This window comes from Dactylococcopsis salina PCC 8305, from assembly GCF_000317615.1.
Classification (GTDB): domain Bacteria; phylum Cyanobacteriota; class Cyanobacteriia; order Cyanobacteriales; family Rubidibacteraceae; genus Halothece; species Halothece salina.
This window is the reverse complement of the sequence record NC_019780.1, coordinates 37,897-57,976: the sequence shown is the minus strand read 5'-3', so window position 1 is coordinate 57,976 and position 20,080 is coordinate 37,897. Positions and strand designations below refer to the sequence as shown.

Here is a 20,080-nt window from a genome sequence, read left to right as displayed (position 1 = left end):
TAATTGGTGTTGGGTTTCGTAAACTCCACCCAACCTACATAGTTGTCTTTGGTTGTTCTTGCTTTTTCTTTTTCAGTGGTAACTTTCGCACCCAAGCCGTCTGAAGAAAAATAATCGCAAATAAAACACAAGAAAGAAGCGCACCTGTAATCCATTTTGCGGCATTTTCTAATAAATTACGACGACGTTGAGACTGAGTATTTTCTGCTTGTTGTTGAATTTGATCTTGTTGTTGTTCAAGACGAGAACGAATTTCCGATCGTAATTCTTCTGGATTATTAGCTTCAATTGGATTTTCTTGACTATTCAGTCGTTGTGCTAACTGTGCTAAATTTTGCGGATTAGCATCTCCTACTAAACTTTTTAATTGTTCAATTTGTTCAATTTGTTGTTCGGATTGAGTGGTAATTGTTTCGGTATTCTCATTATTAATTCGGATCGTGTTGACAATCCCTAAAGGAACGAGAAATAAAAACAACGCAGCGACGACTAGAGATAAAAAAGAGGTTAAGTTTAATAAGACTCGTTCTGGAATTTTCCATTGTGAGGGTTCACCTAAAAAAACAAATCCAAAACCAATTAAGGGAACGGGAACTCTTTCCACAATACCACCGATGGTTTGTAATTCCCAACTGGGATTAGTAAACTGAGGAGGATATAAAATTGTAGCAATGTCGATCGCTGAAAAAACTAATAATCCATAACCAATATACCGTAAAATAGGAATCGCAGAATTTGATTTTGTCGTTTTTTGTACCATAGTTAACGCTCCTCATTCAATTATAAAACTTCTTTTTGCATGACTTGATACCAAGAAAACCAAGCGTTTTCTAATTTAGCTCGATCGCTTCTCTTTTCCGTAGTAGTATAGTTTACTCGCTTTAACAGTGATTAAGCATAAACCTAAAAAAGAGAAAATTGGACTAATTCTTAAATGATACCCCGCAGGAGAAAACGTCCTAATCACCACTAAAGTAATTAATAAACTTCCCAACACCGTAGAAATCATTCCGCTAGCGTTGGTGTCACCTATGGCGCAACCGAAGATAGTAGCGGTGAAGGGGAACAAATCGGTGGTTTGGTGAACGTGCGTTATAAATTCTTAGAAGTTCCCTTGTCCCTACGAGTACAAAGTTTAATTGGAGCGGGAACTGCAATTGTTCCCACTATATCTTATGATTTCCCTCTCAATTGGCAAACTGACGCTTATTTGGGCGCAGGGGTTTCCTTCGCGACGGGAAATTCCCCTTCACCAGTGGGGGATCAAACCAGTTTTGCGATTCAGCCTGGGATTGATTTTATGATTCCAGATAGTAATACGGTTTTATTTGGTAACGCGATCGTGGCGTTTGATGCTTATCGTAAAGGAAGTGACACGGCTTTCTCTTTTCAAGGAGGAGTCGGGTTACAATTCTAGATAGTTATCAAAACTTTCCCTCAGATCATGTTCTTAAAAAGCGTTTTCAAAGCTGCCTCAAAAGACCAATGGCGACCAATTATCAAAGCCTTTACGGAAGTTGTCGGAAAAGATGGCGTTGTTCGACGTAAAGATGAGCTTCTCACCTACGAATGCGACGGTTTAGCCAGTTATCGTCAACGTCCGGCGGTGGTGGTTTTGCCTCGTAGCACGGAAGAAGTCGCTGCTGTGGTTCAACTCTGTAACCAATATAACTTAAAATGGGTGGCAAGAGGCGCTGGAACAGGGTTATCTGGGGGAGCATTACCCTTAGAGGATGGGGTGTTGATTGTTACCGCACGGATGAACGAAATTTTAGAAACTGATCTCTCTAACCAGCGAGTGGTGGTACAGCCTGGAGTAATTAATAATTGGGTGACACAAGCAGTTAGTGGTAAAGGCTTCTATTATGCCCCTGATCCCTCTAGTCAGATTATCTGCTCGATCGGGGGGAATATAGCAGAAAATTCTGGCGGTGTTCATTGTTTGAAGTATGGCGTGACCACGAACCATGTCCTCGCCCTCAAAATTGTCACCGCAGACGGCTCGATCGTCGATGTGGGGTCTCAAGTCCCAGAAATGCCAGGATATGACCTCACGGGCTTATTTGTGGGGTCTGAGGGGACATTAGGTATTGCTACTGAAATCACCCTCCGCATTTTGAAAGCTCCCGAATCAGTAGCCGTGCTTCTCGCTGATTTTACCACGATCGAAGCGGCGGGAAATGCAGTCGCCGCGATTATTGGCGATGGCATCATTCCAGGTGGCATGGAAATCATGGATAACCTCACCATCAATGCGGTAGAAGATGTGGTGGGTGCGGGTTGCTATCCCCGTGATGCAGGGGCAATTTTATTAGTAGAATTAGACGGGTTAGAAGTGGAAGTAACCCACAACATTCAGCGCACAGCAGAGATTTGTCGGGAAAATGGCGCACGAGAAACAACGATCGCCACTGATGCCGAAAAACGAGCTAAATTATGGAAAGGACGTAAAGCCGCTTTTGCTGCGGCGGGACATTTAAGCCCCGATTATTTTGTCCAAGATGGAGTCATTCCCCGTACCCAATTAGCCGCCGTGTTACGGGATATCGAAGCCTTAAGCCAGGAGTATGGTTATCCCATTGCTAATGTCTTTCATGCAGGAGACGGTAATTTGCATCCCTTGATTTTATATGATGAATCCGTCGCAGGAGCATTGGAAACAGTAGAAGAAATCGGCGGCAAAATCCTAAAACGCTGTGTGGAAGCGGGAGGAAGTATCTCTGGCGAACATGGCATTGGTGCGGATAAAAATTGTTATATGAGCGAGATGTTTAGCGCGGTGGATATGGAAACCATGCAATATGTTCGCACCGCATTTAATCCCAAAGGGTTGGCAAACCCAACCAAGTTATTTCCGACTCCTCGCACTTGTGGAGAAGCTGCTAATGCTCAAAAAACGGCTCAATGGAAGGGGGCGCAACTTTATTAAGAGACGTTCCATGGAACGTCTCTACATTGGTCACTGTCATGGAACAGGTGACATTGAGCGCGATCGCGCAGGAGGTGATCACATAACACCAGTGCTACCATTGCCTCTACCATCGGCACGGCGCGAGGAAGTACACAAGGATCATGTCGTCCTTTTGCCGACAATTCTGTGGCTTCACCCGTGCGAGTTACCGTTTCTTGGGCTTTACCAATGGTAGAAGTGGGCTTAAATGCAGCACGGAGAATGATATTCTCGCCATTACTTAACCCCCCTTGTATCCCACCAGAATAATTGCTACGGGTGCGAATGTTTCCCGTTTCATCGGTATAAAACGGATCATTGTGTTCACTCCCCTTGAGTAGCGTTCCCGAAAAGCCAGAACCAATTTCAAAACCCTTACTCGCGGGAAGCGACATGATCCCTTTGGCGAAATCTGCCTCTAATTTATCAAAAACTGGCTCACCGAGTCCTTTGGGAACATTTCTCACCACACATTCGACAACGCCACCGATCGAATCCTTTTCTCGTCGAATTTGATCGATGCGATCGATCATCTGTTGAGCGCATTCTGGATCAGGACAGCGAACAATATTACTTTCCACTTGTTCACGAGTCACCATATCCGTATCTACGATCGCTTCTAAATCTTTGATCCGTTTCACATAACCAACAATTTCAACCGCAGCCAATTGATGTAAAATCTTTTTCGCGATCGCCCCCGCAGCAACTCGTCCAATGGTTTCTCGTGCCGATGATCGGCCGCCCCCTTGCCAATTGCGAAATCCATATTTAGCATCATAAGTGGCATCTCCATGGGAAGGGCGATAAGTCGTCGCCATTTCGCTGTAATCTTGAGGACGGGTGTCTTTATTAGGAACTAAAATCGTAATCGGTGTACCCGTCGTTTTCCCTTGAAAGACTCCTGAGAGGATTTGACAAGTATCGGTTTCTTTACGAGGGGTCGTAATTTTACTTTGTCCAGGGCGGCGCCGATCTAATTCGACTTGGATTTCTTCAGTGGAAATCGGTAATTGCGGGGGACAACCATCAATAATGACACCCACACCACCGCCGTGAGATTCGCCAAAGGTACTAATCCGAAAAAGTTGTCCGAAGATGCTACCCATATCAGGTTTAATAAATAAGGTTTAGAATAGTCTATTTTATCAAGTTTTTTCCGTGATCATCGATCGCGAAATTCCACAACGTTTTCTGTTACCTAAGCCAGAAGGTCGCCCTCCTGACTCGGCTTCAGAACGGTGCGTGATAGTTTCCCATCACACCGCTCCTCTCCCAACTACGCTGTATTAACAGCACTTCCCTGTCTAGTTTCCGATTTACGACCTTTCTTTGTTTTCTTTTGGGCTTTCTTTTTCCCCTTGTTGTTCATTTGTCGTTGTCGGTCTTCGGCAGTTTTCTGATGGTGACAATGACGATGAAGTAATTGTAAGTTCTTGTAATGGTCTTTGCCCCCTTCAGCTTTAGGGACGATGTGGTCAACCTCCATTACATCTTCATCCTTAACGTAAAGTTCACAACGAGCGCATTTGCCTTTCTGACGCTTCATCAGAGTAGCAACCCGTTTTGGTGTGCCAGGATATTCACCCCGACGTTTACTCCAATACCGCCAATCTCCATCGTAAGGAGACCTCGAACCCTCAATTTTTATATGTCTTTCAATTTGAGTCCATGCGTGCTTGCGTAATTCATGCTTGCCCGCAACAGAAGAATTTGGTATATCAGAAGGAGTTGAAAAGACCCATTTATTAACCCTTTTCTCTCCCTTTAAATCTTTCTCCTTAGTCAAATGAAAGTATTTATCTATGCACCATTTGAGAGTTTTATTAGAGTGACGACTTTTCATCCAGCGACGTAGTTTATTCCACACTAGATGGTCTAGATGGTGAAATACTTCTTTTGAGCAGACTGTTTTGTGGTAGTTGCACCATCCCGTGATTATGGGATTTAGCCTATCAATGATTACCTCTTGGGATTTACCTTTCATTGAATCCAACACTGAGACAATCTTTTCATAGTGAGTTTTGATACTTTTGTCGCTAGGTTTGATTATTGTTTTGAATCCAAGTAATTTGCCATTTGTACTTTTTCCTGAATGGTTTTTTCCGATTTCATGTTGACGGATATTCCATCCTAAGAAATCAAAACCTGCTTTCTCTTCTTCGGAATCCATAACTGTATGACAAATTCTCGTCTTGCTCTCGCTAATTTCTAAGCCTAAGCCATGTAACCACTGTTCAATTAGCGTTTTCGCTTGTTGGATGGTGGATTTATCCTTATGGAGAACAACGAAGTCATCTGCGTACCTGATTAAGGAGATGGAAGAACGATTGCGTTCTTTTCTACCTTTCCAAGTTTCAGCCCATTGTTTTATGTACTCCTCAAGTCCATGCAGAGCAATGTTTGCCAATAGAGGACTTATCACCCCTCCTTGTGGTGTTCCCTCATTTGTTGGCATCCAATCACCTTTATCCAAGACCCCCGACTTTAGCCAAGCTCGAATTTGTCGAGCAATAGTCGGAGTTGTATTCAATTTTTGTAAGAGAGCGTCGTGATTTATGCGGTCGAAGCATTTCGAGATATCGGCATCTAACACCCATTTAGGCTTGTACCGAATTGCATCAAAAATTGCTTCTCCCGCATCATGGCAAGAGCGTCCTGGTCTGAATCCGTACGAATTTGGCTCAAATTTTGCCTCCCACTCTGGCTCTAAAGCCAGTTTAAGAAGTGCTTGCCTCGCACGGTCTTCCATTACTGGAATACCCAAGCCGCGTTTTTCCGCTTTACCTGGTTTTGGAATCCAGACCCGTCTTAAGGATTTACCCTTCCCTGTAAGAGTTAGGTTTTCAGCAAGGTTTAATCTTTGCTTAGGACTTAGGGTTTTTACACCATCTATCCCAGCAGTATTCTTACCCTGGTTATCCTGCGAAATGCGTCGTACTGCAAAGAGTTTGGCGCACCAAGACCGCAACAATAATCTCTGGAGTTTGTGAACTTTAGCCACGTCACCACTTTGAGAAGCTCGAAAAATCCGTTTTTGGAGTTTAAACACATTGATTTCAACCTGTTTCCAATCCATATCGCTCCATTCCGTTTTCTCCATGAGGAGTAATCCGAAACTTAACCAAAATGGATAATTAAGAAAGGTCTTAATCGCCGCATTACTTTCATACTTTTGTAAGTCCATGATTCCCTCTACTTAATTTCATTTTCTTCGTAATCGAAAGTGGATACGTCAGCATATCCTTCCTGTTACAGAAGGCGTTCGCTTCTTATCCAATCCTGCCCTCGCTCAACCCGATTAAGATAATCGGAGATTGCATCCCGACAGACTACTTGGAAATCGACCTTCCCAAGAGTATGAACGAGGGTTACTTCGTTCCTGATATCCATTTGATTGAGACCTTAGTCCCTTACTATCCACCGCACAAATTTGGGAATGTGATATAAGCTACTAAAAACTTATATCCTCTTGTGTTGAGCATATTTCGCTCCCTGCGACAGCCTTTACGCAGGGTCGTAATAACGATGGTTCGGACGTAAGTTCGTTGACTAGACATAGCCTCTTGCTAGGGAATTTACCAGATTAGGCTTCCAGCAGTGATCCCATTTAACCCTGCTTTATCCTCAAGTAGTCAACTCTTTAGATAAGGGTTACGCTGTCCTCTTACATCCTAAGAGAGATGGATTTAATGTTCGGTTTTCCCTACATTCATTGTTCGGTAATTCCCACCCTCTTTTCTATACATTTCGTAATACTCAGGGGTATTTCACCATCATGGATATCACGTTGTCAAGGTTCTGTAACCATCGAAGGATATAAAGTCCAAGATGGATTTCCTCCCTGCTCTGGCTTATACTCTCCGCAGTTCAAGAGAACTACGATGCGATTTCACCAGAAACGAATCGCACTTAATCACCACATCATAACGACCAAAGAAATTTTGTCCTAATAATCCCGTAGATCAAGCAGGGGAAATAGTCACCACTTCTACTCCTAGGGGTTTCCCAGATAAAAAAGACGTTCCCGCCATGGAACGTCTCTACATTGAATGATTTATTGATTATTGAACTGCATTCAAAACATCATCAGCATGGGTGCTAGTATTAACATTGCTGTCAACATAACTAATGTTTCCGTCACCATCAATAACATAGGTAATACGCTTGGAAACCGCACCCCCATCAGCATCATAGGCTTTGGTAATACTACCATCCACATCCGCTAAGAGGGTAAAAGGTAAGCCATACTTCTCTTTAAACATTTTGTGAGAGGCTTCATCATCCCGACTGACTCCTAAAACCACCATTTCTTGATCTTGATATTTTTGGTAGTTATCGCGGAAACCTTCTGCTTCTTTCGTACAACCGGGAGTGTCATCTTTAGGATAAAAATAGAGAACAACCATTTTCCCCTTAAAATCTGAAAGAGAAACGGTATTTCCGTCACTATCTTTCGTTGTAAAATCGGGTGCTTTTGTACCAATTGCGAGTGCCATACGTTTAATTTCTGATTCTAAATTGGGCTAACATCAGTTATTTTCGAGGGTGAATTGTTAATTGTCAATTTCTGTCACCCTTGTTAAGACTTGGATTGTTCTTTTTGCTGTTTCGGAGACGAGAAAAGTCCCGACTTCATTATATTCGAGAAAAGCATTGTTGCTCCTGTGGTTAAAAGGAATAACACACCTAACCCATTTAATAACACATAAATCCCTTTTAGTTCATCGCCGAGATATTCTCCTTCGTGAATCACCATCAAAAAATGAGCTTGATCTCTGGTAAAACCAAACCAATCTTTAGATAAGCGGTAAGATACCCCTGTAATAGCGGTGACGATGAGAGGAAGAATCATAATGCCAGCCAAACGTCGATGCCATTCTCGAAACTGTTTACGCCAATTCATGCTTGCTTTTACCTAAAACACATCTTTTCTTTGATAGCATTTTCTAGAGATTTTGATAGTTGTTGGTGAACATCTCAGATTCAGTGATCAGTGATCAATGTAGAGACGTTCCATGGAACGTCTCCCAGTGAACAAATAACGAATAACGAATAACGAATAACTTCACCCAACCTACGTTAAAAAATGCAGCTAGAAATTAAACCGTTAACAAAAGACTATCTAGAAGAAACTGTAGCGCTCGATCGAATCTGTTTTGGCGGACTTTGGACAAAAGGCGCTTATGAACGAGAAATTGATAGCCCCAACAGTCTCTTATTAGCAATCGTCAAGAAAGATGCAGCAAGAGAAAAACTCATTGGAATTGGTTGTTTCTGGGCGATCGTAGAAGAAGCACATCTTACTCTTTTAGGAATTGATCCCCACTATCGCCGACAAGGATTAGGAGAATTATTACTCTGTCAATTGTTAGAAAAAGCGAGAGAGTGGTCATTAGAAAGAGCAACTTTAGAAGTGAGAGTCTCCAACACCAGCGCGATCGCCCTTTACGAAAAACTGGGATTCGCCGTCGCCGGACGCAGAAAAGACTATTATCCCATTCCCCCAGAAGATGCGCTGATTCTGTGGCACTCAAAACTCGATGATGAAAATTTAAGGGAAAAGTTACAGAAGTTACAGCAGAAAAGATCGGCTACCCTCTTGACGAAAGGATGGCAGATATTGCAAAGTAATTAGGGATTTAGTCTAAAAAAATTGTAAAACCTGCTGTAAAACCGTTATTTACCCTAAAAGTAGGGAAATTGCCGCTACATATCCCCTCAGAGACAGACTCCGTAGCGAACAAAGCATGGGATCGCCTATGTTAGAATCAGCGTAATAAGGGTAAGCAGCAGGTGGTAACTAAAGGCTATGTTTGAACGCTTCACAGAAAAAGCAATTAAGGTGATTATGCTTGCTCAAGAGGAAGCACGTCGCCTCGGTCATAATTTCGTTGGCACAGAACAAATCCTTCTTGGCTTAATCGGAGAAGGAACAGGAGTGGCAGCGAAAGTTCTTAAGTCAATGGGAGTCAATCTTAAAGATGCTCGCATTGAAGTGGAAAAAATTATCGGACGCGGTTCTGGTTTTGTTGCGGTGGAAATTCCATTTACTCCGAGAGCGAAACGAGTATTGGAGCTTTCTTTAGAAGAAGCGCGACAACTAGGACACAATTATATTGGAACTGAACACCTGCTTCTAGGTTTGATTCGAGAAGGAGAAGGCGTGGCAGCAAGGGTGTTAGAAAATTTAGGGGTTGACCTCTCGAAAGTTCGCACCCAAGTGATTCGGATGTTAGGAGAAACCGCAGAAGTTTCTAGTGGTGGGGGTCAAGGTCGGACGAAAACCCCAACCCTCGATGAGTTTGGTTCTAATTTGACCCAACTCGCTGCCGATAGCAAACTTGATCCCGTTGTCGGTCGTCAGAATGAAATTGAACGGGTGATCCAGATTTTGGGTCGGCGGACAAAAAATAATCCCGTTTTAATTGGTGAACCAGGTGTCGGTAAAACGGCGATCGCGGAAGGATTAGCGCAACGCATCGGTAATGAGGATGTCCCCGATATTTTGGAAAATAAACGGGTGGTAACGCTCGATATTGGTTTACTGGTCGCTGGAACGAAATATCGTGGGGAATTTGAAGAACGCCTCAAGAAAATTATGGATGAGATTCGTCAAGCGGGAAATGTCATTCTCGTAATTGATGAGGTTCACACTTTAATTGGTGCTGGTGCAGCCGAAGGGGCGATCGATGCGGCGAATATTCTTAAACCCGCATTGGCTCGCGGTGAGTTACAGTGTATCGGTGCAACAACCCTCGATGAGTACCGCAAGCACATCGAACGGGATGCGGCGTTAGAACGTCGTTTTCAACCCGTGATGGTGGGAGAACCCTCTGTCGAAGAAACAGTGGAAATTCTTTACGGATTGCGCGATCGGTATGAACAGCATCATAAACTGAGAATTACCGATGAGGCGCTCGATGCGGCGGCAAAACTTTCCGATCGTTACATCAGCGATCGTCAGTTACCAGATAAGGCGATCGACCTCATTGATGAAGCGGGTTCACGGGTGCGTTTATTAAATTCACAACTCCCCCCAGCAGCGAAAGAATTAGACCAAGAATTGCGTCAGGTGTTGAAACAAAAAGATGACGCAGTACGGTCTCAAGACTTCGATCGAGCGGGAGAATTGCGCGATCGAGAAATGGAAATCAAAGGGGAAATTCGCGCCCTCGCCTCGGCAAAAACCGCAGAAAGCAATAAAGAAGATCAACCCGGACCCATCGTTGGTGTGGAAGAAATCGCCCACATCGTCTCCTCTTGGACTGGGGTTCCCGTCAGTAAAATCACGGAAACCGAATCCCAAAAACTCTTACATCTGGAAGAAACCCTACACGAACGACTCATTGGTCAGGAAGAGGCGGTCAAATCCGTTTCTCGTGCCATTCGTCGCGCCCGTGTTGGCTTGAAAAATCCCAACCGCCCGATCGCCAGCTTCATCTTCTCTGGTCCCACTGGCGTTGGTAAAACTGAGCTAACTAAATCCTTAGCCAGTTACTTCTTCGGTTCAGAAGAAGCCATGATCCGCCTTGATATGTCCGAGTTCATGGAACGTCATACCGTTTCCAAACTGATTGGTTCACCGCCAGGATATGTCGGTTATAACGAAGGGGGACAACTCACCGAAGCCGTGCGCCGTCGTCCTTATACCGTCGTCCTCTTTGACGAAATCGAAAAAGCGCACCCCGATGTCTTCAATATGCTTCTGCAAATTTTAGAAGACGGTCGCTTAACCGATGCGAAAGGTCGGACAGTGGATTTCAAAAATACTCTGTTAATTATGACCTCCAACATTGGGTCTAAAGTCATTGAAAAAGGTGGTGGCGGTTTAGGCTTTGAATTAGATCAAGACCAAGCCGAATCTCAATATAACCGCATTCGTTCCCTCGTTAACGAAGAATTGAAACAATACTTCCGACCTGAATTCCTCAACCGTCTTGACGAAATCATCGTCTTCCGTCAACTCAACCGTGAGGAAGTCAAAGAAATTGCGGAAATCATGTTACGAGAAGTCTTTTCTCGTCTCACCGAACAAGAAATCAATTTAGAAGTGACCGAGGCGTTCCGAGAGCGGTTAGTAGAAGAAGGATACAACCCCAGCTATGGCGCTCGTCCTCTCCGTCGTGCCATTATGCGCTTGTTAGAAGATATCCTCGCCGAGGAAATTCTCTCTGGTCGTTTAAGCGAAGGAGACACAGCAACCGTCGATGTGGTAGAAGGGGAAGTTAAAGTCTTTCCTCAAGAGAAGAAGAAAGAATTGCTCCCTCAAGGATCAGAGTAATTCAGATATCAGTAGGTTGGGCGGAGCAAAGATATCAGTAGGTTGGGTGGAGCAAAGCGCAACCCCACACCAATTAAAAGTAGGTTGGGTGGAGCAAAGATATCAGTAGGTTGGGTGGAGCAAAGCGTAACCCAACACCAATTATAGGTAATTCTGTGACCCTGATATTACCCTTAATGACATAACAAAATGAGCGGTAGAACGTTTGCTTCTACCGCTTTTCTTTATGATCAGAAATTGAAAGGAAGACATATATATCGCTAGAGACGGTAGGGTGGGCATTGCCCACTTACCATCTCTAGAAGAATCGTTTATATTGTTAAGTGATTTAGATTAGAGCGCGATTTTTTGGGCTGGAAAAGTTGACAAACATCTCATTTTTTAACAAATCGTGAATAAAGTCACATCGCGACTGAGAAGGAGAGATAAGCTAAGAAATAATTTTAAGGGAAATAGCATCTTATTTAACCAGAGTTAGAGGCAGTTGAAGAGGGGGAAGGATGAAAGCAAAGAGACAAAAAGCGATGATCGCCCTACTGGGAGCATTGGGGTTCACTGTTATAGGTGGAGATGTGGCTTATCCTCAACAGTTAGAGCTTGCTCAGATAGATGTCAAAGAGTTTGACCAAGAACAGTTTATTAGAGAAGCTACCCGTATAAATGAAGCTAATCGCTTGTTTCAGCAGGTGGTTCAACTGTATCAGGAAGGAAAGTATGCTGAAGCGATACCATTGGCAGAACAAGCCTTGACTTTGTATAAAGAGGCTGTAGGAGAAGACCATCTTGCTGTCGCTCAAACTCTCAATAATTTGGCAGTGCTGTACGAAAATCAGGGAAGATACAGTGAAGTCGAACCTTTGTACCAACAAGCCTTGGCAATACAAAAACGTGCTTTGGGAGATGACCATCCCAATGTTGCCTCCAGTCTCAATAATTTGGCAGGGCTGTACTATAGACAGGGCAGATACAGTGAAGCTGAACCCTTGTTTAAACAAGCCTTGGCGATGCATAAACGCCTTTTTCCCGATGACCATCCCAATGTTGCCACCAGTCTCAATAATTTGGCATTGCTGTACGAAAGTCAGGGCAGATACAGTGAAGCGGAACCCTTGTACCAACAAGCCTTGGCGATGAGACAACGCCTCTTCCCCGATGACCATCCCGTGTTGCTACCAGTCTCAATAATTTGGCAGCGCTGTACCGTAGTCAGGGCAGATACAGTGAGGCGATACCTTTGTTGCAACAAGCCTTGGCGATGTATAAACGCCTCTTCCCCGATGACCATCCCCGTGTTGCTTTAAGTCTCAATAACTTGGCAGGGCTGTACTCAAGTCAAGGAAACTACAGTGAAGCAGTTGCTTTTCTCAAACGGGGAACAGATGTGGAAGAAGCGGTTCTTTCCCGCAACCTTGTGACGGGTTCTGAACAACAGAAGCGGGCTTATTTAGAGACTTTCAGTGGGTCAACCAACTATCCCATTTCCCTCCACTTACAAAATATCCCCAATAACCAAGACGCTGCAAACCTTGCTTTAACCACGATTCTGCGACGAAAGGGTCGGGTGCTTGATGTTTTAGGCAACTCTCTGCGTCAACTGCAAGCCAATAGCGATTCTCAAACCAAAGCACTCTTTCAAGAATTGTCCCAAGTCCAAAACCAACTCTCTCAACTGGTTTACAACCCCTCTCCACAATCTAACCGCCAAGTTATTCAAGATTTAGAAACGAAAGCCACCAATCTAGAAGCGGAATTGATGAACCGCAGTGCGGAATTTCGTCAGCAGGTGAAGCCTGTTAATATCGCAGACGTTCAAAAGGTCATTCCTGATAATGCTATCTTATTAGAGTTTATTCAATATCAACCTGTCAACCCGAAAACCAATGAGTCGGGAAGCCCTCGCTATGCCGTTTATCTGCTGCGTTCATCAGGGGAAGTACAATGGGCGGACTTAGGAGAAGCAGAAGTGATTGATCAAAAAATCGATCGCGCGAGAAATGTATTTAAGGAAGTGGAAGAAACCATTGCTTCTACCCCACGATTTGCCCTCCCGCAGGTTTTAGCGGAAAACTTAGCCCAATCTTATACCCCAGCAGCCCAAGAACTCTATCAGCAAATTCTTGCCCCGATCAGTGAGATGATAGAAGAGAGTGAACATCTTCTCATTGCTCCTGACAGCAGCCTCAACTTAATTCCTTTTGCTGGGCTGATCGATTCCCAAAACCGCTATCTGTTAGAAACCCATCGCATTACTTATCTCACTTCAGGTCGAGATTTATTGCGCTTCCAACTCCCAGACGGCAAAACCGAACGCTCTCTCCTTTTTGCTAACCCCACTTACAGCAGTCCAGGTCAGTCCACGATTCAACTTACAAGCAGTCAGACTCGCGGGAGTAATCAACGCTCTGGCGATTTAGACACTTTAGAATTTGGTGCGTTACCAGGCACCGCAACAGAAGGAAGCGCGATCGCGCAATTATTTCCTCAAATGCAAGTCTTAACGGAAGAAGCAGCTACAGAAAACGCTCTCAAATCCTCTGAAAACTCCCGCATCCTCCATATTGCAACTCATGGCGCAGTGACCAGTGACCAGTGATCAGTGATCAGTAAGCAGTAATCAGTGATCAGTGATCAGTGACCAGTGACCAGTGACCAGTAAACAGTGACCAGTGACCAGTGACCAGTAAACAGTGATCAACAACCAATAACGAATAACGAATAACGAATAACGAATAACGAATATTGATGTTGGGTTTCGTTTCCTCCACCCATTGCAGTGACCAGTGACCAGTGATCAGTGATCAGTAAGCAGTAATCAGTGATCAGTGATCAGTGACCAGTGACCAGTAAACAGTGACCAGTGACCAGTAAACAGTGACCAGTAAACAGTGAACAAATAACGAATAACGAATAACGAATAACGAATAACGAATAACGAATATTGATGTTGGGTTTCGTTTCCTCCACCCAACCTACATTGTTGGATGTCAGCCGATTAAACAGCCTTGTCGTGGGGGTAAACTTAAAACGAGTGTGTCTTTCTCCCAACGCCAATTTCCTTCCCCACAGAGTTTGTTTTGGGGTTGACTGTGTAGTTGATCTGTGGAAACCTGAACTTCTGTTGCTTCTGTTGCGGCGTTAATCCCAATGATTAATTCTGAGGCGGCTAAACTTCGCGCAAATACATAAACTAAATTTTTAGCATAAAGGATTTTATACTCTCCAGTTCGCAATGCGGGGTAACGATGGCGTAACTGAATTAGGGTTTTGTGCCATTGTAATAAATCTTGATCCCATGCTTCTTCTGAGGGGAAACATCGACGAGAATCAGGATCGAGTGCGCCAGGTAATCCCACTTCGTCCCCATAATAAATGCAAGGGGCACCTGGAAAGGTTAACAAGAGCATGGTTGCTAGTTTAACACTGGCGCGATCGCCCTGGGCAATGCTGAATAATCTTGCTGTATCATGGCTGGCGAGAAGGTTCAATTGTGTAAGTTGAATCTCCCAATCATACATTCCTAGCAAGGTTTCTATGTGTTGGGCGTACTCACTGGCATTTTGTGCGGGATACGGGGTATAATCGGGCTGTTCCACTAGGGCGCGATCGACGCGATCGCCTGCGGTAAATGCGATCGTCGGACCTGTAAACACATAATTCATCACCCCATCAAACTGATTTCCATCTAGCCAATAGCGTGCGTCACTCCAGACTTCTCCGACAATATAGGCTTCAGAATTAATTTTCTTGACTCTTTCTCGAAACTCTTCCCAAAACCCAGGAATTTCAATTTGATAAGGTACATCTAAGCGCCAGCCATCAATGCCCTGTTTTATCCAATACTCCCCCACCTGCATAATATACTCTCGCACGTCGGGATTTTCGTGATTAAATTCAGGAAGAGCGCGGTTTCCCACCCAACCCGCATAATTAGCAGGTAAGTCACCATTATAAGCGGAAACGGGCCAATCTTGAATGTGAAACCAATTCACCCAAGGCGAATAAGGACCATTTTCTAAAATGTCGTTAAAGTAGAAAAAGCCACGACTAGCATGATTAAAAACGCCGTCTAAAACCACTTTCATATTACGCTGATGGGCTTGTTTTAATAGTTCTTGTAACGCTTCATTTCCTCCTAAAATGGGATCAACCCGATAATAATCATGGGTGTGATAGCGATGGTTACAAGCTGATTGGAAAATGGGGGTGAAATATAGCGCTGTAATTCCTAAGTCTTGCAAATAGTCAAGTTTTTCCATGACTCCCCAAAGGTTTCCTCCTTTGTATCCCTGTATGGTTGGGGGATCATGCCAAGGTTCAAACTCAACTTGTTGGAAGTTTTGAGAGGCATTTTTAGGCGGTTTTGCTTTGGCAAATCGATCGGGAAAAATTTCGTAAAAGACAGCGTTTTTCACCCAATTGGGAGTTTGTATTGACATTTTTCGGAGGATTTTATTGGTAAAAAGAAATCATTAATCGTTAATAAACCGTCATTGTACCTGAATCATTGCCAATTTTGCGATTTTTTGTTAAAAAATATTTAGATACTCTTGACAAAATTAATGACTATCTCTCAATCAACGATCGAAAAGAAAACTTGGACTTGGCGCGGTCATCAGATTGCTTATGCGACTTGTGGGGAACACGGAAGCGCGATCGTCTGTGTTCATGGCTTTGGCGCGTCTAGTGGACATTGGCGAAAAAATTTAGCGGTTTGGGGAGAGTCTCATCGCTGTTACGCCCTTGATTTAATTGGATTTGGCGGCTCGGCGAAACCGAAACCCCAGACGGAAATTAATTATACCTTTGAAACCTGGGGAGAACAAATTGCTGATTTCTGTGAGGAAGTGGTGGGAACACCAGTTTTCCTTGTGGGAAACTCGATCGGGTGCGTGGCGGTAATGCAAGCGGCGGTGGCTCGATCGCGCATTTGCCGAGGCGTAATTAATATTAACATTTCCCTACGACTGCTACACGAACGGAAACGCCAAACCTTACCTTGGTATCGTCGCCTCGGCGCACCGATCGCGCAAAAACTCCTCAGTTATCCCCCCCTTGGTCGTTTCTTCTTCAATCAACTGGCGAAACCGAAAACCGTCCGCAATGTTTTATTACAAGCCTACAAACGCCAAGAAGCCGTCACCGATGAACTGATCGAGATATTACTCACCCCAGCGAGGGATGAAGGCGCAGCGGATGTTTTTGTCGCCTTCACCAGCTATTCTCAAGGGCCACTACCAGAGGATTTATTACCGCAATTAACCTGTCCCGCGCTAATTTTATGGGGAACTGATGACCCCTGGGAACCGATCGAACAGGGAAAACAATTCGCCAATTATCCCACCGTAGAACAATTTATCCCTCTACCTGGATTAGGACATTGTCCCCAAGATGAAGCCCCAGAGGAAGTTAACCCCATTGTTCAGCAATGGATTGAGGAGAAAACCTTAAGCAGCGGTTGCTAGACAGTCTTCTAGTTGTTTTTGTAACGTGGCTAAATCGAGATTTTGACCAATTAAAACTAATTGGTTACTGGGTTCGCCTTTCCAATCATCATCCTCGATCGAGAACCGCTTTCCACTAAGATGAAAAATATGTCGATCGGGACTTTCTTCAAACCAGAGAATCCCTTTCGCGCGAAAAACACTTTCAGGTAACTCATTATCGAGAAAAGATTGAAACTTCCGAATCGAAAACGGCTTGTCACTTTGGAATGATAAAGAAACAAAACCATCATTATCTAAATGATGGGAATGATGATCATGGTCGTGATCATGGTCGTGATGGTGATGATCATGGTGATGATCATGGTGATGATCATGGTCGTGATCATCATCAGGATTAAAATACTGATCCGACTCAAACAAACCAACACTGAGAATCAAAGGAAGCGGAACATTAGCATTTTGAGTACGAACTAATCTCGCCCCTTCTTTCATACTACGGATGCGATTTTCTAGCGCCTCCACCTGAGATTCTGGCACTAAATCCGTCTTATTCATCAGAATAATATCCCCATAAGAAATCTGACTATAAGCCGCCTCACTATTAAACAAATCCAGACTAAAATTCGCACAATCCACCACCGTAACAATCGAATCCATACGAGTCATGTCTCGTAATTCCGAACTGAGGAAGGTTAAAGCCACTGGTAACGGATCAGCCAAACCCGTCGTTTCTACCACTAAATAATCAATTTTTTCCTCTCGTTCTAAAACCTTATAAACCGCCTCCACCAAATCAGTATTAATCGTGCAGCAAATACAACCATTATTCAACTCCACCATACTGTCATCGGATTGAACAATCAATTCATTATCAATGCCAATCTCCCCAAACTCATTGACCAAAACCGCTGTTTTTAAGCCCTGATTATTACTTAAAATCTGATTGAGGAGAGTCGTCTTGCCACTGCCTAAAAAACCTGTGATGATAGTGACAGGTAAGCCCAACTTCGGCGCTTCCATCTTTCCTGTAGCGTTCACCTGCGAGTTTACTGTTTCCATAATAAACTTGAGACAATAACTTATAACGTCGTCTCTCCCATATTAATCAACTGTGCTATGACCTTAACCGTATTCAACAGCTTAACCAGTCGTGAAGAACCATTTATTCCCATCGAAGCGAACAAAATTCGGATGTACTGCTGTGGCATCACCGTGTATGATTATTGCCATCTAGGTCACGGACGCACTTGTTTAATTTGGGATGTGGTTCGTCGCTACTTACGCTGGCGAGGCTATGAAGTGCGGTATGTCCAGAATTTTACCGATATTGATGATAAAATCCTCAAACGCGCCCAAACTGAAGGGGTGACGATGGAAACCATTTCCGAACGTTTCATCAACGCTTATTTTGAAGATATGGAACGTTTAGGGATTGAAAAAGCAGATCACTATCCTCGCGCCACTCATACCCTTGATGGGATTAAAAAACTGGTTTCAGAATTAGAAAGCAAAGGCTATGCTTATCCTTCCGAGGGAGATGTTTATTATTCCGTGCGAAAATTCCCCGAATATGGGAAACTCTCGAAACGGAAACTAGAAGACTTACAAGCAGGGGCGAGTGGTCGGCTGGAAGAAACTGATCCAGATGCCCCGAAAAAGCGTGATTCCTTTGATTTTGCCCTCTGGAAAGCCGCTAAACCCAATGAACCTTCCTATCCTTCACCTTGGGGAAATGGTCGCCCTGGTTGGCATATCGAATGTTCGGCAATGGTGAAAGAAGAATTGGGAGAAACCATTGATATTCATGTCGGTGGCGGTGACTTGATGTTCCCTCACCACGAAAATGAGATCGCCCAATCAGAAGCAGCAACGGGAAAACCGTTAGCCCGTTATTGGTTACATAATGGCATGGTTAAAATTGCTGGAGAAAAGATGTCCAAGTCTTTGGGAAATTTTGTCACCCTTCGTGATTTATTGGACAAAATTGATCCGATGGTGGTGCGATTATTTATTCTTCAAGCACATTATCGCAAGCCTTTAGATTTTACCGATGAAGGGTTAGAGGCGGCGAAAAATGGTTGGAATACCTTACGGGAAGGGTTGTTGTTTAAGGATAACTATGGGACAAAATTGGGATGGGAAGATACGCTTCCCAATCAAAGTGATGAAGAGATTAAACAACGGTTTGCTGATGTTGTCGATGATGACTTTAATTTTGCGGGTGGTTTAGCGATTATATTTGAATTAGCGAAGGAGTTACGGAAAGAGGGGAATTTATTTGTCCATCAAGGGAAAACGGAGATTTCCTCTCAAGAATTAGCTGTAAAATGGCAGACTTTGACGGAATTAGCGACGGTGTTTGGTTTGAAAACTGAAGCCGCCGCCGTCACGGAAACGACTTCTGAATCGGGTTTGAGTGATGAGGCGGTTGAATCTTTAATTGAACAGCGTGCGGCAGCCCGTAAAGCGAAAAACTTCGCCGAAGCCGATCGAATTCGGGATGAGTTAGAAACTGATAATATTACTTTAATTGATCAACCTGGGGGAGAAACTCGTTGGTATCGAGAATGATCTTTTTGTCCCCTAAATCCCCCAATTCTGGGGGACTTTTTACAGTGATCACCTAAGCCCCCATAGGGGGGTTGGGGGGATAAACTGTAACCTGAATAATTAGAAATGGTATAAGCAATTGTGCTATTGATAATGATATCCTCGTTTATAGTCTTTATATCAAGTTCGGGTAATTGCTTATAATGGGTGTTGGGTTTCGCGTGGAGACGTTCCATGGAACGTCTCTACCCAACCTACTCTTGATCATCGATCGAGCGAACCTGATATTAGTCTAGTAAATCATTCAAGACTTTTTCTCCTGAAGGACTAGCGCTAATTTCAGCAATCTGAGTATTCTGTAAAACGGTATCTACACCTGTTCCTAAGTTTTGCGCGATCGTGTCTAGTTCTTCTTGTACTGAATTAGGTAGTAAATCTCTAGTAATCTCATCGAAATTAATCAAACTCTCATTTGAAGAACGCGCTGAAATGTCAGGGGTAGGAGTATCATCACCCGCCACTTGGAAAGACGGAGAAGAAAAATTGATGATTTCGTCGCTAAGGGAAGTTCCATATCAAAAGTTACGACTTGTCCACTTAAACTACTATCGAAGTTGACCATATTGATACCTTTAGTTTGAGTTACCTGTAAAATTGCCTAGCTTGATCTAGCGGAACTTTGGAAAATGGGAAAAAGAAAACTGCTGCTGTGAGCGACTTTCAGCCATTTTTTAGTCGCATCTACTGGGTACATTCTCGTAAAAATTGTAACCCTTTGCCAATTCGATTTCGACCCCGATAATATCCTCTTAAATTTAAGTTAATCACAGGATAAATTATTATTAAATGCGAAAA

18 protein-coding genes and 1 pseudogene are annotated in these 20,080 nt (G+C 43.7%); 8 read left to right on the top strand and 11 right to left on the bottom strand.

What is annotated here, in order from left to right; translation table 11 throughout:
* Positions 1-34: 34 nt before the first annotated feature.
* On the bottom strand, positions 35-760 hold the full coding sequence (gene hpsJ-A / locus DACSA_RS00460) for an HpsJ-like protein, cyanoexosortase A-associated (RefSeq protein ID WP_015227890.1): 726 nt from the start codon (positions 758-760) through the stop codon (positions 35-37).
* A gap of 75 nt (positions 761-835) precedes the next feature.
* Positions 836-1,009 (bottom strand): hypothetical protein, encoded by a 174-nt coding sequence (locus DACSA_RS20075; RefSeq protein WP_156800593.1) that lies wholly within the window; start codon positions 1,007-1,009, stop codon positions 836-838.
* 9 nt (positions 1,010-1,018) lie between these two features.
* On the opposite strand from DACSA_RS20075, the pseudogene DACSA_RS00455 reads away from it, so the two are divergent.
* Together DACSA_RS00455 and glcD are read left to right on the top strand one after the other, a co-directional pair.
* Positions 1,019-1,417 (top strand): annotated as a pseudogene (locus DACSA_RS00455) (hypothetical protein); the annotation flags it as partial.
* Between the two features lie 27 nt (positions 1,418-1,444).
* Positions 1,445-2,929, top strand: coding sequence for a glycolate oxidase subunit GlcD (gene glcD, locus DACSA_RS00450; protein WP_015227889.1), 1,485 nt, complete (start codon positions 1,445-1,447; stop codon positions 2,927-2,929).
* Here the strand turns inward: glcD and aroC are convergent.
* From aroC to DACSA_RS00430, 4 genes are all read right to left on the bottom strand, one after another.
* Entirely contained in the window at positions 2,926-4,056 is a 1,131-nt protein-coding gene (gene aroC, locus DACSA_RS00445) for a chorismate synthase (RefSeq protein ID WP_015227888.1), read from the bottom strand. The genes glcD and aroC overlap by 4 nt on opposite strands.
* A gap of 170 nt (positions 4,057-4,226) precedes the next feature.
* Complete coding sequence (gene ltrA / locus DACSA_RS00440; protein ID WP_015227887.1) at positions 4,227-6,134, bottom strand: group II intron reverse transcriptase/maturase; 1,908 nt, start codon at positions 6,132-6,134, stop codon at positions 4,227-4,229.
* 877 nt (positions 6,135-7,011) lie between these two features.
* Positions 7,012-7,446, bottom strand: coding sequence for a peroxiredoxin (locus tag DACSA_RS00435; RefSeq protein WP_015227886.1), 435 nt, complete (start codon positions 7,444-7,446; stop codon positions 7,012-7,014).
* An 83-nt stretch (positions 7,447-7,529) separates the two neighbouring features.
* Complete coding sequence (locus tag DACSA_RS00430; protein WP_015227885.1) at positions 7,530-7,853, bottom strand: hypothetical protein; 324 nt, start codon at positions 7,851-7,853, stop codon at positions 7,530-7,532.
* 183 nt (positions 7,854-8,036) lie between these two features.
* Between DACSA_RS00430 and rimI the strand changes: the two genes are divergently transcribed.
* The 4 genes from rimI to DACSA_RS22930 all read left to right on the top strand — a co-directional run bounded on the left by rimI (position 8,037) and on the right by DACSA_RS22930 (position 13,824).
* Entirely contained in the window at positions 8,037-8,585 is a 549-nt protein-coding gene (gene rimI, locus DACSA_RS00425; RefSeq protein ID WP_015227884.1) for a ribosomal protein S18-alanine N-acetyltransferase, read from the top strand.
* 174 nt (positions 8,586-8,759) lie between these two features.
* Positions 8,760-11,231 carry an ATP-dependent Clp protease ATP-binding subunit gene (locus DACSA_RS00420; protein ID WP_015227883.1) on the top strand — a complete coding sequence of 824 codons (2,472 nt, stop codon included), beginning with the start codon at positions 8,760-8,762 and terminating at the stop codon, positions 11,229-11,231.
* 500 nt (positions 11,232-11,731) lie between these two features.
* On the top strand, positions 11,732-12,532 hold the full coding sequence (locus DACSA_RS18110) for a tetratricopeptide repeat protein (RefSeq protein WP_015227882.1): 801 nt from the start codon (positions 11,732-11,734) through the stop codon (positions 12,530-12,532).
* On the top strand, positions 12,418-13,824 hold the full coding sequence (locus tag DACSA_RS22930) for a CHAT domain-containing protein (RefSeq protein WP_071880268.1): 1,407 nt from the start codon (positions 12,418-12,420) through the stop codon (positions 13,822-13,824). The genes DACSA_RS18110 and DACSA_RS22930 overlap by 115 nt, the downstream gene beginning before the upstream one ends.
* 28 nt (positions 13,825-13,852) lie before the next feature.
* Here DACSA_RS22930 and DACSA_RS20070 read toward each other — a convergent pair whose 3' ends face one another.
* Genes DACSA_RS20070 through DACSA_RS00410 form a run of 3 tightly spaced genes read right to left on the bottom strand, consistent with a single transcriptional unit; the run spans position 13,853 to position 15,667 of the window.
* Positions 13,853-13,996, bottom strand: coding sequence for a hypothetical protein (locus DACSA_RS20070; protein WP_156800592.1), 144 nt, complete (start codon positions 13,994-13,996; stop codon positions 13,853-13,855).
* 47 nt (positions 13,997-14,043) lie between these two features.
* Complete coding sequence (locus DACSA_RS20065; protein ID WP_156800591.1) at positions 14,044-14,199, bottom strand: hypothetical protein; 156 nt, start codon at positions 14,197-14,199, stop codon at positions 14,044-14,046.
* 16 nt (positions 14,200-14,215) lie between these two features.
* Complete coding sequence (locus DACSA_RS00410) at positions 14,216-15,667, bottom strand: glycoside hydrolase family 13 protein (RefSeq protein ID WP_015227880.1); 1,452 nt, start codon at positions 15,665-15,667, stop codon at positions 14,216-14,218.
* Between the two features lie 123 nt (positions 15,668-15,790).
* Here DACSA_RS00410 and DACSA_RS00405 point away from each other — a divergent pair, with 123 nt between their 5' ends.
* Positions 15,791-16,693: an alpha/beta fold hydrolase gene (locus tag DACSA_RS00405; protein ID WP_015227879.1), complete on the top strand. Its 903-nt coding sequence runs from the start codon at positions 15,791-15,793 to the stop codon at positions 16,691-16,693.
* Here DACSA_RS00405 and DACSA_RS00400 read toward each other — a convergent pair.
* Positions 16,676-17,734: a CobW family GTP-binding protein gene (locus DACSA_RS00400; protein ID WP_015227878.1), complete on the bottom strand. Its 1,059-nt coding sequence runs from the start codon at positions 17,732-17,734 to the stop codon at positions 16,676-16,678. The two genes, DACSA_RS00405 and DACSA_RS00400, sit on opposite strands and share 18 nt — an antisense overlap.
* A gap of 57 nt (positions 17,735-17,791) precedes the next feature.
* On the opposite strand from DACSA_RS00400, the gene cysS reads away from it, so the two are divergent.
* Complete coding sequence (gene cysS / locus DACSA_RS00395) at positions 17,792-19,246, top strand: cysteine--tRNA ligase (RefSeq protein ID WP_015227877.1); 1,455 nt, start codon at positions 17,792-17,794, stop codon at positions 19,244-19,246.
* Between the two features lie 266 nt (positions 19,247-19,512).
* Here cysS and DACSA_RS00385 read toward each other — a convergent pair whose 3' ends face one another.
* Positions 19,513-19,689 (bottom strand): hypothetical protein, encoded by a 177-nt coding sequence (locus DACSA_RS00385; protein ID WP_156800590.1) that lies wholly within the window; start codon positions 19,687-19,689, stop codon positions 19,513-19,515.
* Between the last annotated feature and the right edge of the window lie 391 nt (positions 19,690-20,080).